This is a genomic window from Streptomyces sp. NPDC127190, assembly GCF_042672505.1.
GTDB lineage: Bacteria > Actinomycetota > Actinomycetes > Streptomycetales > Streptomycetaceae > Streptomyces.
Genome location: NZ_JBHXVE010000003.1, coordinates 206,989 through 220,644 on the forward strand (window position 1 = coordinate 206,989; position 13,656 = coordinate 220,644).

14 protein-coding genes are annotated in these 13,656 nt (G+C 71.3%); 6 read left to right on the plus strand and 8 right to left on the minus strand.

From position 1 onward, the window contains the following. Window positions 1-130 precede the first annotated feature (130 nt). The 4 genes from ACFVIU_RS06685 to ACFVIU_RS06700 form a co-directional block, all read right to left on the minus strand. Window positions 131-748 (minus strand): TetR family transcriptional regulator, encoded by a 618-nt coding sequence (locus ACFVIU_RS06685; protein WP_385841060.1) that lies wholly within the window; start codon window positions 746-748, stop codon window positions 131-133. Next, window positions 745-2,235, minus strand: a complete 1,491-nt coding sequence (locus tag ACFVIU_RS06690; protein ID WP_385841061.1) for an MDR family MFS transporter — start codon at window positions 2,233-2,235, stop codon at window positions 745-747. The genes ACFVIU_RS06685 and ACFVIU_RS06690 overlap by 4 nt, the downstream gene beginning before the upstream one ends. A 123-nt stretch (window positions 2,236-2,358) precedes the next feature. Next, window positions 2,359-3,180 carry a lipase family protein gene (locus ACFVIU_RS06695; RefSeq protein ID WP_385841062.1) on the minus strand — a complete coding sequence of 274 codons (822 nt, stop codon included), beginning with the start codon at window positions 3,178-3,180 and terminating at the stop codon, window positions 2,359-2,361. Between the two features lie 48 nt (window positions 3,181-3,228). Then, window positions 3,229-4,434: an FAD-dependent monooxygenase gene (locus ACFVIU_RS06700; protein WP_385841063.1), complete on the minus strand. Its 1,206-nt coding sequence runs from the start codon at window positions 4,432-4,434 to the stop codon at window positions 3,229-3,231. Window positions 4,435-4,769: 335 nt separating this feature from the next. On the opposite strand from ACFVIU_RS06700, the gene ACFVIU_RS06705 reads away from it, so the two are divergent. Both ACFVIU_RS06705 and ACFVIU_RS06710 read left to right on the plus strand, forming a co-directional pair. After that, window positions 4,770-5,162, plus strand: coding sequence for a tyrosinase cofactor (locus ACFVIU_RS06705; RefSeq protein ID WP_385841064.1), 393 nt, complete (start codon window positions 4,770-4,772; stop codon window positions 5,160-5,162). 35 nt (window positions 5,163-5,197) lie between these two features. Continuing rightward, the gene (locus tag ACFVIU_RS06710) at window positions 5,198-6,019 is read left to right on the plus strand and encodes a tyrosinase family protein (RefSeq protein WP_385841065.1); all 822 of its coding nucleotides are present in this window, start codon (window positions 5,198-5,200) and stop codon (window positions 6,017-6,019) included. A 16-nt stretch (window positions 6,020-6,035) separates the two neighbouring features. Here the strand turns inward: ACFVIU_RS06710 and ACFVIU_RS06715 are convergent, their stop codons facing one another. Further along, window positions 6,036-6,731: a ribonuclease H gene (locus ACFVIU_RS06715; protein ID WP_385841066.1), complete on the minus strand. Its 696-nt coding sequence runs from the start codon at window positions 6,729-6,731 to the stop codon at window positions 6,036-6,038. Window positions 6,732-6,765: 34 nt separating this feature from the next. After that, window positions 6,766-7,560 carry a VOC family protein gene (locus ACFVIU_RS06720; RefSeq protein ID WP_385841067.1) on the minus strand — a complete coding sequence of 265 codons (795 nt, stop codon included), beginning with the start codon at window positions 7,558-7,560 and terminating at the stop codon, window positions 6,766-6,768. 376 nt (window positions 7,561-7,936) lie between these two features. On the opposite strand from ACFVIU_RS06720, the gene ACFVIU_RS06725 reads away from it, so the two are divergent. Genes ACFVIU_RS06725 through ACFVIU_RS06735 form a run of 3 tightly spaced genes read left to right on the plus strand, consistent with a single transcriptional unit; the run spans window position 7,937 to window position 11,390 of the window. Then, the gene (locus tag ACFVIU_RS06725) at window positions 7,937-9,379 is read left to right on the plus strand and encodes a family 2B encapsulin nanocompartment shell protein (RefSeq protein ID WP_385841068.1); all 1,443 of its coding nucleotides are present in this window, start codon (window positions 7,937-7,939) and stop codon (window positions 9,377-9,379) included. A 40-nt stretch (window positions 9,380-9,419) separates the two neighbouring features. Then, on the plus strand, window positions 9,420-10,469 hold the full coding sequence (locus ACFVIU_RS06730) for a family 2 encapsulin nanocompartment cargo protein terpene cyclase (protein ID WP_385841069.1): 1,050 nt from the start codon (window positions 9,420-9,422) through the stop codon (window positions 10,467-10,469). Between the two features lie 42 nt (window positions 10,470-10,511). Further along, on the plus strand, window positions 10,512-11,390 hold the full coding sequence (locus tag ACFVIU_RS06735) for a geranyl diphosphate 2-C-methyltransferase (protein WP_385841070.1): 879 nt from the start codon (window positions 10,512-10,514) through the stop codon (window positions 11,388-11,390). 88 nt (window positions 11,391-11,478) lie between these two features. On the opposite strand, the gene ACFVIU_RS06740 is transcribed toward ACFVIU_RS06735, so the two are convergent. Next, a complete protein-coding gene (locus ACFVIU_RS06740; protein ID WP_385841071.1) occupies window positions 11,479-11,961 on the minus strand; it encodes a VOC family protein in 483 nt (160 codons plus the stop codon). A 108-nt stretch (window positions 11,962-12,069) separates the two neighbouring features. Then, entirely contained in the window at window positions 12,070-12,453 is a 384-nt protein-coding gene (locus tag ACFVIU_RS06745) for a helix-turn-helix domain-containing protein (protein WP_385841072.1), read from the minus strand. Window positions 12,454-12,657: 204 nt separating this feature from the next. On the opposite strand from ACFVIU_RS06745, the gene ACFVIU_RS06750 reads away from it, so the two are divergent. Further along, window positions 12,658-13,545 carry an RNA polymerase sigma factor SigF gene (locus tag ACFVIU_RS06750; protein WP_385841073.1) on the plus strand — a complete coding sequence of 296 codons (888 nt, stop codon included), beginning with the start codon at window positions 12,658-12,660 and terminating at the stop codon, window positions 13,543-13,545. Window positions 13,546-13,656 lie beyond the last annotated feature (111 nt).

Here is a 13,656-nt window from a genome sequence, read left to right on the forward strand (position 1 = left end):
GGCGCTTTCCTTGACAAGATCAATATCTCCATCAGCACCGGCACGGCCAGTAGTCCCACCACAGCCTCAGGGCAGCTTCCCAGATCCCCTCCGGCGGTGTGCGGCACGAGTACCCGTGCGCGGGGGTGCGTCACACGGCGGGAGCGGCCCGGGTGCCGGGGGTGAGCTGCTGCTGGACGAGCGGGCCGTAGCGGTCGGCGAGGGCGTCGGTGTCGGCCCCGTGCAGGTGCGGTCCGCGGGCGATGCCGTACATCACTCCGACGCCGACCACCGCGGCGACGGCCAGTTCGGCGCGCAGACCGGCGTCGGGGCCGGTCAGCCGGGCGGCGAGGCGCTCGGTCACCTGGGCGCGGAAGTTGGCGCGCAGGAGGTCGCCGAGGTCTCCGTGCAGCGGGGCGAAGGTGATGCGCAGCAGCGGATCGGTGCCGCGCTCGCGCTGGCTGGTCAGCACCTGGCGGACCATGTGCCGGCCGAGGGCGTCGAGCGGGGCGTCCAGCAGGTCGTCGGCGTCGGTGTCGAAGGACATGACGCGGGCGAACAGGTTGTCCTTGTTGCCGAAGTACTTCAGGATCAACGGCGGGCTGACACCGGCTCGTTCGGCTACGGCCTTGAGGGTGATGTCGGCGTGCGCGTGGCGGGTCAGCAGATACCGGCACGCCTTCAGGATCGCCGCCTTGGTGGCCTCGGCGTCGCGGCGGGCGGGGGCGGTCGTACCGGGTCGGGGCGGGGTGGTGCTCACGCTCCTCATGTTCCTTCCAGCGCCGCGTCGCGGGCGCCCCGGGTGCTCCGGGTGTTCCGGACACGCCGGTGGCGGCCGCGGGGACCGTCGCCCGGGATGGCCAGGGCGGCCACGCAGGCGGTGAGGGCGACGGCGCTCGCCATCGCGAAGGCGAGCAGATAGCCGTTCAGGGTGGGTACGGGGATTCCGGCCACGGCGCTGCTGTGGTGGACGAGGACGGCGGCGACGGCCGCGCTGGAGGTGGCCTGGCCGATGGTGCGCATGAGGACGTTGACGCCGTTGGCGGAGGCGGTCTGCCCGGCGGGGACGGCCCGCAGGATCAGGGTGGGCAGCGCCGAGTAGGCGAGGGTGGTACCGGCCGTCACCACGGTCGCGCCCAGGATGATCATCCAGAGTTCGCGGCTGTCGGCGATGCGGACGGCGTAGCCGAAGGCGATGACGGCGGCGCCCAGTGCGAGGGTGATCCGGGGGCCGCGCGCGGCCGAGATCCGGGCGGACAGCGGGGAGAACAGCAGCATGGTGATGCCGCCGGGCAGCAGGCACAGACCGGTCTCCACGAGCGACAGGCCGAGGCCGTAGCCGGTGGCCTTCGGGGCCTGCACGAGCTGGGCGGTGACCAGGGAGTTGGCGTAGAAGGCGAATCCGACCAGCAGCCCGGCCACATGGGACAGGCCCACCTGGGGTCGGCGGACCAGCCGCAGGTCGACCAGCGGCCGTTCGGCGCGCAGCTGCTGCCACCACCAGCCGGCCAGGACCACGACGGCACCGAGGAACAGCCCGAGCACCCGGGGGCTGCTCCAGCCCCAGGTGCCGCCCTGGGACACGCCCAGCAGCAGGCAGACCAGCCCGGCGGCGAGGCCCAGCGCGCCGGGCACGTCGAAGCGGCCGGGCTCGCGCACGGGTGACTCGCTGACCGCCCACCAGGTCGCCGCGACCCCGAGGGCGCTGAGTGCGCTGGTCATCCAGAACATGGTGTGCCAGTCGGCGTACTGCACGACCAGTGCGGCGAGCGGCAGGCCGAGGGCGGCGCCGATGCCGACGGTGGAGCTCATCATCGCCACCGCCGAGCCCCGGCGCTCGGGCGGGAGTTCGTCGCGCAGGATGCTGATGGACAGCGGGACCACGGCGGCGGCCGCGCCCTGGAGCGCGCGGGCGGCGATGAGCACCCCGATGTCGGAGGTCAGGGCGCACATCACGGAGCCGACGGTCATCAGGAGGAGTGCCGAGATGAGCACCCGGCGTTTGCCGTACATGTCGCCGGCCCGGCCGAGCACGGGGGTGAGGACGGCGCCGGAGAGGAGGGTGGCGGTGACCATCCAGGAGACGGCGGCGGCCGAGGCGCCGGTGAGCCGGGGCAGGGCCGGGAGCAGGGGGACGACGACGGTCTGCATGATCGCCATGAGGATGCCGCCCGAGGCCAGCACCGGGATGGTCAGCCGGTCCCGCAGCCGGGGTGGCTTGACTGCGGGCGGGGGTATCGGTGCGGGGTGCTCCATCGGTTCTCCTGCGGACGGCACATGGGCGGCGAGGTGAATGACGATTCACCCTAACGGGTGAATGGTCATTCACCAACGCTTTAATGTGTGCGCCCCCGGCTTTTCGTGCCGGCGTGAGAACCGTCAGACGAGGTTTTTCTCCAGGGCCAGGAGATAGTTCCCCATGAAGTGGTCGCGGATGCCGTCGGAGGCGGGCGCGAAGGCGTCGGCGGTCAGCCCTTTGGCCCGGTCACCGAGGGCCGACAGCATCGGCATGGACTCGTGCACCTTGCCGTGGGAGTCGATGTAGCGCAGTGCCCGGACGTGGGTGAAGGCCGGCTCGGGCGGGAGTTGGGGGACGATGTCGTTGTTGTTGACGAAGCGGTACATGCGGCCGCCGAAACCCTTGTGGAAGGCCTCGGCGAGCAGCCGGTCGCAGGTGCGCGGCTGACCGTAGGTGTAGACGCCGTCCGCGGCCAGGTGCGGCTGCTCCAGGTAGAGCCGGGCGCCGGCCAGCATGGCGAGGGCGCCGCCGAGGCTGTGCCCGGTGAAGTAGACGGTCTGGCCGTCGGTGCGCAGCTCCTGGAGGGTGTCGTGGACGTCGGGGTAGACCGATTCCAGGGCCTCGGCGAATCCGTGGTGGACGTATCCGTGCCCGCCGGGGCCGGGCCAGGGCGGGGTGGTGGCATCGGAGAGCCAGTCCTTGATCTGGGCGGGTTCGGTGCCCCGGAAGGCCGTGACGATCATGCGGTCGCTCGCCAGCGTGTACGCCTGGGTGTCCTGCAACGGGAAGGGCGGGGTGAAGCGGGTCTCGTGGTGGCGGACCTGGTCGAAGCCCCACTGGGCGGCCTGGTCCTCGATGACGGCCCGGTCCTTGTAGGCCAGTTCGGCGGCGTGGGCCAGCCAGTAGGCGCGTTCCAGGCTGTAGCCGGACGAGGTCTGGTCGAAGGCGGTGGGTACGGCCATGCGGGGGGATCCCTTCCGGGGTGGGGGGGTGGGGAGCCGGTCCGTCGGTCAGCTGCGGCCGGCGGTGGAGCGGGCGTGCTGGAGGGCGCGGGCCGCCCGGGGGCCGAGCCAGCGCTTGAGCCGGCGCAGGACCTCGAGCTGTCCGGCGGCCTTGTCGAGGCCGTAGTACAGCTGCGGCGGGACGTACGGCAGCAGCGGCGAGTGGCGCTGGCCGAGCAGGGCGAACATGCGGTGCGGGGGCAGGTCGATGTAGCGGGGCAGGTTCTCGTACCACTGGGCGCTGTACCGGGCGGCGCTCTGCGCGGACAGCAGCTCGGACCTGCGCCGGCGTTCGTAGGCGGCGAGGGCCTGGGGCAGGGTGGCGTGCTCGGTCAGGGCGGTGGCCAGGCACATGGCGTCCTCGAGGGCGAGGGTGGTGCCGGCGCCGATGGAGTAGTGGGTGGTGTGGGCGGCGTCGCCGAGCAGCACCAGGTTGCCGTGGTGCCAGCTGCGGTTGGTGACGGTACGGAAGGTCTGCCAGCCGGCTCCGGGGCGGCCGATGAGGGGGTGGCCGTCGAGGACGCCGGCGAAGAGCTTCTCCAGCAGGGCGAGTCCCTCGCTGCGGTCCGCCCGGTCCAGGCCGAGGCCGGTGCGGGTCTGCGGGGAGCATTCGACGACGCAGGTGCTGTGCTCCTCGCTGTAGCCGTAGCCGTAGGCCCAGATCCAGCCGTGCTCGGTCTCGGTGAAGGCGAAGGTGAAGGCGTCGAAGACCTTGGTGGTGCCGAGCCAGACGAAGGAGTTGCGTCCCGAGGCGATCTCGGTGCCGAAGCGGCCGGAGTGCCGGCGGCGCAGGGCGCTGTGCACACCGTCGGCGGCCACGACGAGGTCCGCGTCGGCGGGCGGTTCGGTGATCTCGCTCTCGTACTCCAGCCGCACGCCGAGGGCGCGGGCCCGGTCGGCGAGCAGCTCGAGCAGCCGGTGCCGGCCGATCCCGTAGCCCTCGTCGCCGCGGTGACGGGTGGTCAGTCCCCGTACGTGGGCGACGCCTTCGCTCCAGCGGACGGAGTGCTCCTCGATCGCCCGGGCCGACTCGGGGTCGTGCGCCCGGAGCCGGTCGAGCAGGCCGTGCCAGTAGGTGACGCCCCAGCCGTAGGTCGAACCCTCCGGGTCGCGCTCGTGGACGGTGATGTCCCGGGACGGGTCCTGCCGTTTCAGCAGGATGGCGAGATACAGGCCCGCGGGCCCGCCTCCGACGCAGACGACCTTCACGTGCACACCCCTGACAGTCACTCGATGTGGTCGATCGGCACCGCACAGTAGCAGGGGAAGGAGGGTCGTCCGATCGCGCCAGTTTGACGTCGTGAGCCACGCCACTCGGACGGGCCGTCCGCGCGAAAGATCACCGGAAAGCCGGGCGGACGGGCAAGGAATTCCCCGTTCCGGAGCAGATCGGCAGATCGGCACAGCAAGATCAACTTGGTTCAACACTGTACGACATGTGGTTAATTGTCCGGATCACAGCCAACCCGTTCCGGGGGATTTCTCCGTTTCGCCGACCTCCCGATAGGCATGCGACGTCACCACCGCACCACCCGTTGAGGAGGATCCGCATGCCACAGATCACCCGCCGCCGCGCGCTCACCGCCGCGGCCGCACTCGCCGCGACGGCCTCGGCCGCCGCCGTCCTCGCCCCCGCCGCCACGGCCGCGGCCGGCCACGAGCACCCCCGCTCGGACACGTTCGACGAGGTCTACCGGGGCCGCCGGATACAGGGCCGGCCGATGGCGATGGACGGCGGCCACCACCACGAACACGGCGGCGGATACGAGGTGTTGATCGACGGCATGCCGCTGCACGTGATGCGCAACGCCGACGGCACCTGGATCAGTGTCGTCAGCCACTACGACCCGGTGCCCACCCCGCGCGCCGCCGCCCGCGCCGCGGTGGACGAGCTCCAGGGTGCCCCGCTGGTGCCCATGCAGATGTCGATGCCCACCAACTGACCGCCCCCGCAAGGACTTCCGGAGCACCACGCACCATGACCGTACGCAAGAACCAGGCCGCCCTGACCGCCGACGAGAAGCGCCGGTTCGTCGCCGCCGTCCTCGAGCTCAAGCGCAGCGGACGCTACGACGAGTTCGTCCGCACGCACAACGCCTTCATCATGTCGGACACCGACTCCGGGGAGCGCACCGGCCACCGCTCCCCCTCCTTCCTGCCCTGGCACCGCAGATTCCTGCTCGACTTCGAGCAGGCCCTTCAGTCGGTGGACTCCTCGGTGGCGCTGCCGTACTGGGACTGGAGCACCGACCGCACGGTGCGTGCCTCGCTGTGGGCGCCGGACTTCCTGGGCGGCACCGGGCGCAGCACGGACGGCCGGGTGATGGACGGCCCGTTCGCCGCGACCTCCGGGAACTGGCCGATGAACATACGCGTCGACGGCCGTACGTTCCTGCGCCGCTCGCTCGGAACGGCCGTGCGCGAGCTGCCGACGCCCGCCGAGGTGGAGTCGGTGCTGTCGATGGCGACGTACGACATGGCGCCGTACAACAGTGCCTCGGACGGCTTCCGCAACCATCTCGAGGGCTGGCGCGGGGTCAATCTGCACAACCGGGTGCATGTCTGGGTCGGCGGGCAGATGGCCACCGGGGTCTCCCCCAACGACCCGGTGTTCTGGCTGCACCACGCCTTCATCGACAAGCTGTGGGCCGAGTGGCAGCGGCGGCACCCGGACGCGGGCTATGTGCCCACGGGCGGCACACCGGACGTGGTGGACCTGGAGGACACCATGAAGCCGTGGAACGACGTGCGCCCGGCGGACCTGCTGGACCACACGAAGTTCTACACCTTCGACCGCTGACCGGTCACCGGGCCGGTCAGGCCTGCGTGGTACGGCACTCCGGGTGACCCCAGCCCTGCGCGTTCTTGGCGATCTTCTCGCCCGCCGCGTAGGAGCGGCCGCACGGACAGCGGCCGGGGAACTTCGCCTTGATGGTGCGCGAGGAGGCCGCGCCGCCGGTGCGCCGGGGCGCCTTCGCCCGCGGGGCGGACGCCTTCGGGGTGTCGGGCGAGGGCGGCGGCACCGCCGAGCCGAGCGCGCTGCCGGCCGCCTCCTGCACGGAGGCAGCCTGGCTGGCCGCGCGGTCGGCGAAGTCGTTCAGCGGGTCGCCGTCGACCTGGTGGGCCGGGACATAGCGGAACTCGACCGAGCGGCCGTCGAGCAGGGTGTCGATGCGGACCACCAGGTCCTGGTTGGCGACCGGCTTGCCGGCGGACGTCTTCCAGCCGTTGCGCTTCCAGCCGGGCAGCCAGGTGGTGACGGCCTTCATCGCGTACTGGGAGTCCATCCGGATCTCCAGCGGCACATCCGGGTCGACGGCGGCGAGCAGCCGCTCCAGGGCGGTCAGCTCGGCGACGTTGTTGGTGGCCCGGCCGAGCGGGCCGGACTCCCAGCGGGCGGGGGTCCGCTCGTCGGCGTCCGCGACCACCCACGCCCATCCGGCCGGTCCCGGGTTTCCCTTCGAAGCCCCGTCGCACGCGGCCACCACACGTTCACGCATACGCCCGATCATGCCATGACCGCGCCGCCCGCCGGTCCGGGCCCGGTCAGACCTCCACGACCTCGGGCCGCTCGCCCTCGGTGGTGGTGATGTCGATCACCGAGAAGTTCGCGCCCTGCGGGTCGGTGAGCGCGGCGAACCGGCCGAACGGGCTGCTCATCGGGCCGAAGCGGAGAATGCCGCCCAGCTCGCGGGCGCGCGCCACGGCCGTGTCGCAGTCGGCCACGGTGAAGTAGACGTTGATGTACGACGGCACCTCGGGCGGGAAGTCGTCGGTCATCCGCATCCGGCCGAGGACGGTGTCCTCGCCGACGTCGAAGAGGCGGAAGTCGACCGTCTCGTCGCGCATGTCCTTCATCCGGTAGCGGAAGACGCCGGCCAGGAAGCCGTCGGTCTTCTCGGGTTCCCGGGTGAAGACCTCCGCCCAGCAGTAGGCCCCCGGTGTCCCGGTCGCCTCGAAGCCCTCGTGGGTGCCCGCCTGCCACACGCCGAAGACGGCTCCGCTGGGCTCCCGGGCCAGGCACATGGTGCCGAAGTCGCCGACCTTCATCGGCTCCATCAGCACCTCGCCGCCGTTGTCCCGGATCTTCGCGGCGGTGGCGGCCGCGTCCGGCGAGGCGAAGTACAGGCACCACGCCGACTGGCCCTCCTGGCCGGGCATGGGCGGGACGACCGCGGCGACCGCCTTGCCGTCGGCGTAGGCCTGTGTGTAGTTGCCGTACTCCGACGAGGACTCGCCGAAGGTCCAGCCGAGGACGTCGCCGTAGAACCGCTTGGCTCCCTCGACGTCGCTGAACATCGCATCCGCCCAGCAGGGCGTTCCTTCGGGTGGTACGGCCATGCTCCCGGCCCTCCTGGTCGGTCCCGGGCGGAAGACCCGCCGACGGCGCGGATCGTCCCCCTGAGGCGTTTCATCCCGCTCTTCACGCTAGTCATCCCTCGGACGGGGCGCTCGGCGAACGTGTGCGCGAGGGGGTGGCCGGGGTCCTGAGGCGGCCCGAAACCCGGGTCCGAGGGCCGCGGACCGGCGCATGGCGACACCCGGCCGGACCCGGTGCCACCGTCGGTGGTTCTGCGCCGTCCGGAAGCGAAAGCGCCCCTTTCGCGCCGTACCGGGAGATCATCCGGCCTGTTTGGCTGATCCCGGAGCGCACACCGCCATCCGGCATCCCATCGACCGATCCAGTCACGCCTCTTCCTTCACTGCTGGAGGGAATGTGTCCACACCGGACAGCGCCATCGGGTCCACCGTCGACGAACCCGCCCCCGGCCCGCCCGGCGCCGAGCGGGCCACGAGTCTGAGCACCCATGCGGCACGCCAGCTCGCCACGACCACCAAGTCCGCACCGCAGATGCAGGCCATCACCTCCCGATGGCTGCTGAAGAGCCTGCCCTGGGTGGACGTCAGGGGCGGCACCTACCGGGTCAACCGGCGGCTGCAACTGCGCACCGGCCGCGGCCGGGTGCACTTCGAGCAGAACGGCGCCGACGACATCCGGGTCATCCCGGAGACGCTGACCGAACTGCCGATCCTTCGCGGCTATCCCGACACCGACGTGCTGCGGGAGCTGGCCGGCCGGTTCCAGCCCCGTGAGGTGCGCGCCGGGCAGGTGCTCTTCGAGGCCGGGCAGCCGGTCACCGAGGCCTACCTGGTCGTGCACGGCCGGTTCACCCGCTACACCACCGGCAAGTACGGCGACGAGGAGATCACCGGGGTCGTCACCGACGGCGACCAGATGGGCGACGAGGCGGTCGGCCAGCCCGACCCGCTGTGGCTCGGCTCGGTGCGGGCCGAGACGGCGGGCGTGGTGCTCGCCCTGCCCTGGGGCGTGGTCCAGGAGTTCATCGAGCGGGTGCCGTCGCTGGCCGCGCATCTGCGGGCCTATGTCGAGCAGCAGCGCCGGCCCATGAACCGCAAGGGCGAGGCCGAGGTGCCGGTGCAGGCCGGCCATGTCGGCGAGCAGACCCTGCCCGGCGGCTTCGTGGACTACGAACTCGCCCCGCGCGAGTACGAGTTGTCCCTCACCCAGACCGTGCTGCGGGTGCACACCCGGGTCGCCGACCTCTACAACGACCCCATGGACCAGACCGCGCAGCAGCTGCGGCTGACGGTCGAGGAGATCCGCGAGCGCCAGGAGTGGGAGCTGGTCAACAACCGGGAGTTCGGGCTGCTGCACAACGTCGACTACGGGCAGCGGATCAGCACCTTCACCGGGCCGCCGACCCCGGACGACATGGACGAGCTGCTGTCCATGCGGCGCAAGACCAAGGTGTTCCTCGCCCATCCCAAGGCGATCGCCGCGTTCTTCCGGCAGTGCAACCGGCGCGGGCTGGTGCCCGGCACGGCGAGCGTCGACGGGCACGAGGTGCCGGCCTGGCGCGGTGTGCCGATCTTCCCGTGCAGCAAGATCCCGGTCAGCGACGACCACACCAGCAGCATCATCGCGCTGCGCACCGGCGAGGCCGACCAGGGCGTGATCGGCCTGTACCAGACGGGCATCCCGGAGGAGTACCAGCCGGGGCTGAACGTGCGGTTCATGGGCATCGACACGGCCGCGATCATCAACTACCTGGTGACGGCGTACTACTCGCTGGCCATCCTCGTGCCCGACGCGGCCGGGATCCTGGAGAACGTCCAGATCGGCAGGGTGCCCGAGTGACGATTCCGACCACTTCCCGCGTGACGGCACGGAGCACCGTATGAGCACTTCTGTCACCGCCTCCGCACTGCCGGGACCGCCCAACCTCGCCCGCAGTCTGCGCTCCCGGCGCGGGGGCGCGATCCCCGGGCTGCTGTACCGGCCCGCGGTCCCCGCCGACCCGGAGAAGGTGCGCGAGATCGACCGGCGGCTGGAGGCCTGGGCCCGCGCGGAGGACCTGTTCCCGGCGGCCTGGCAGGGGGACTTCAGCGGCTTCCAGTTCGGCCGGGCGGTGGTGCTCCAGCATCCGGGCGCCGCCGACCTCGAGCGCCTCACCGTGGCGGGCAAGCTGCTGCTCGCCGAGAACATCGTGGACAACTGCTACTGCGAGGAGGACGAGGACCGCGGGGGGTCGCACCGCGGGCTCGGTGCCCGGCTGATCATGGCCCAGTCGGCGCTCGACCCGTATCACGGCATCCCCGAACTGGAGGAGGAATGGCGCCGCGGGGTGCGGGCGGACGGTCCGCTGCGCTCGTACCACCTCGCCCTGCGGGACTTCGCGGTGTTCGCCACGCCCAGCCAGACGGACCGGTTCGTGCACGACATCGCCCGGCTGCACCTGGGCTATCTGGCCGAGGCCGCCTGGGCGGAGACCCGGTACGCGCCGCGCGTCTGGGAGTACCTGGTGATGCGGCAGTTCAACAACTTCCGTCCGTGTCTGTCGATCGTCGACGCCGTGGACGGCTACGAGCTGCCCGAGCAGGTCTACGCCCGCCCGGAGATCCAGCGGATCACCGCCCTGGCCTGCAACGCGACGACGATCGTCAACGACCTGTACTCCTTCACCAAGGAACTCGCGAGCGACCCGACGCATCTGAACCTGCCGCAGGTCGTCGCCGCCGCCGAGCGGTGCGGGCTGAAGGCCGCCTATCTGCGGTCGGTCGAGATCCACAACCGGATCATGTCGGCCTTCGAGGAGGAGTCGGCCCTGCTGTCGGCGACCTCACCGCTCGTGGAGCGCTATGTCCAGGGGCTCGCGGCCTGGGTGGCGGGCAACCACGAGTGGCACGCGACCAACACCCACCGCTACCACCTGCCCGACTACTGGTAACCGCCGCCGGAACGCCGTCACATGTGCGAGAAGGAGTCACCCTTGACCACCGTCCCCGCCGCCCGGACCACGCCGGTTCCGGTCCCCGCCCAGTCCACCTACCAGAGCCGGGTCGCCGAGTACTGGAACGCCGAGGAGAACCCGGTCAACCTGGAACTCGGCAGGATCGACGACCTGTACCACCATCACTACGGCATCGGCGAGGCCGACCTCTCGGTGCTCGACGAGCCCGATCCCGACCGGCGCAGCCGGCGCATCACCGCCGAGCTGCACCGCCTGGAACACGCCCAGGCCGAGCTGCTCGCCTCCCACCTCGGACCCCTCTCCGCCGCCGACCGGGTCTTCGACGCCGGCTGCGGCCGGGGCGGCGGCAGTGTCGTGGCGCATCTGCGGTACGGCTGTCATGCCGACGGCGTGACGATCTCCGCCAAGCAGGCCGGGTTCGCCAATGACCAGGCGCGTGCGCGCGGCATCGACGACAAGGTGCGCTACCACCACCGCAACATGCTCGACACCGGCCTGCCGACGGGCGCCTACGCGGCCTCCTGGAACAACGAGTCGACCATGTACGTCGAGCTGGACCTGCTCTTCGCCGAGCATGCGCGGCTGCTGCGCCGGGGCGGCCGGTATGTGGTGATCACCGGGTGCTACAACGACACCTACGGGCAGGCCTCCCGCGAGGTGTCCCTGATCAACGCCCACTACATCTGCGACATCCACCCGCGCTCGGCGTACTTCCGGGCGCTGGCCGCCAACCGTCTGGTGCCGGTCCACGTGGAGGACCTGACCGCCGCCGCCATCCCCTACTGGGAGCTGCGCAAAAAGGCCGACCATCTGGTCACGGGCATCGAGGACACCTTCCTCGACGCCTATCGCAACGGCAGCTTCCAGTACCTGCTGATCGCGGCCGACCGGGTCTGAGCCGGGGCCGGCCGCCGGCGCGGGTGCCGGGGCAGGAGCGCGAGGCTCGGGATGGAGCCGCACCCCGCGGGGTGCGGCTCCATCCGTCCTACTCGCCCGCGTACGCCCGCTCCAGGGCGGCCACGTCGAGCTTCCCCATGGCCATCATGGCGCGCATGGTGCGGGCGGCCTTCTCCTGGTCCGGGTCGCTGATGAGGTCGATCAGACGGCCGTAGACGACCTGCCAGGAGACGCCGTAGCGGTCCTTGAGCCAGCCGCACGGGCCGCCCTCGCCGCCGTTCTCGGTGAGCCTGTTCCAGTAGTGGTCGATCTCCTGCTGGTCGGCGCAGTGGATCTGGAACGAGATCGACTCGTTGAAGGTGAACTGCGGGCCGCCGTTGAGGGCCACGAACTTCTGGCCGTTGGCGGTGAACTCCACGGCGAGCACGGAGCCGGCCGGGCCGGGGCCGGCCTCCGTGTGGCGGCCCACCCGTTCGATGCGGGAGTTCTTGAAGACCGACACGTAGTAGTGCGCGGCCTCCTCCGCCTGGCCGTCGAACCAGAGACATGTGGTGAAACCGTCGGTGGTCATGAGCGCTCCCGGATGTCGTCGTACGGTCACCAGTGTCGACCGGTCCTCGCCGGGAAACTCATCGGCCGGGCCGCCGGACAGTCCGTCCGGGTGACCCGGCCGGGCCGGTCAGGCGGCCAGGCAGAGTCCCTGGTACGACCGCTGCGGGGCCCTCGCGGCACGGCGGGCCGGCGTCGTGCGCCGGGTCAGCTCGCCCTGCGTGAGCGACAGCAGGTCACCGAGGCCCAGGCCGAGGGCCTGCGCGGCGGCCGCGAGGACCTCGGACGAGGCCTCCTTGCGGCCGCGCTCCACCTCGGACAGATAGGGCAGCGAGATCCGGGCGGCGTCCGCCACCTCCTTGAGCGTGCGCTGCTGCGCCAGCCGCTCGCGGCGCAGCACCTCGCCGACAAGATCACGCCACAGGGGCTCGCGGGGCGCGGGCGCCGGCTCCTCCGGGCGGGCGGCCGGGCGCAGGGGGACCACTCGGGCTGAGGTGCTCGTCTGGTTGCTCACCCGGTCAGCGTAGGAGCCGGGCCGGGCGCGGTGCAGACGTACGGATTGCGCCGTGAGGGAAATCCACCCGCATGCGGACCGTCACAGCGGGTACCCGCCCTGTGCGAGAGCCCGCGGACCGGCGTGAATCGCCGGGTTGCGGGTACTCGGGGTAATCGCCGAACCATGACTTTCGTGGGAAACGTGACTTTTGTGGGAGAGGTAATGAACACCGCCGCGATCCGGCCGGCAGCAGAGGTCGTCGAGGAGACCGAGCGGGACGGGACGGGTGCGGGGTCACTGCCTGGCATCGCCGACCCCGCTTCCGTGGCCCCCCGTGACGCCCGCGAGCTGTCCCGCCAGTTCTTCCGCCGTCTGACCGAGCTGGAGGAGGGGACGCCGGAGTACCAGTACGCGCGCAACACCCTCATCGAGATGAACATGTCGCTGGTGCGGTTCGCCGCCGGGCGGTTCCGGGGCCGGGGCGACGACATGGAGGACATCGTCCAGACCGGCATGATCGGTCTGATCAAGGCCATCGACCGGTTCGAGCTGGCCCGCGAGGTCGAGTTCACCTCTTTCGCGCTGCCGTACATCGTCGGCGAGATCAAGCGGTTCTTCCGGGACACCACCTGGGCGGTGCACGTCCCGCGCCGGCTCCAGGAACTGCGGGTGGAGCTGGCCAAGGCCCGCGAGGAGCTGTCCAGCCGGCTGGACCGGGACCCGACGGTCACCGAGCTGGCCACGCTGATGAACCTCTCCGAGAAGGAGGTCGTCGAGGCCCAGCTCGCCTCCAACGGCTACCACTCCGCCTCCCTGGACGCCGCGCTCACCGGTGACGGACCCGAGGGCGGCGAGGCCGTGCTCGCCGACTTCATCGGCGTGGAGGAGGAGGGGCTGCGGCTGGTCGAGGACTTCCACGCACTGGCGCCGCTGATGGCCGAGCTGAGTGAACGGGACCGGCAGATCATCCATATGCGGTTCGTCGAGGAGGCCACCCAGGCGGAGATCGGCGAACGGCTGGGCTGCTCCCAGATGCATGTGTCGCGGCTGATCAAGCGGATCATCACACGGCTGCGCGAGGGCATGCTCGGCGAACTCGGCTGCGCCTGACGGGCCGGCTGGATCTGACTGGATTTGATGTGAGGGGCCCGCTGCGCCTGACGGGGCGGCGGGCCCTGAGGGGCGCGGGCCGCGGCGGCGCCCAGCAGCCGGCGGCCGGGC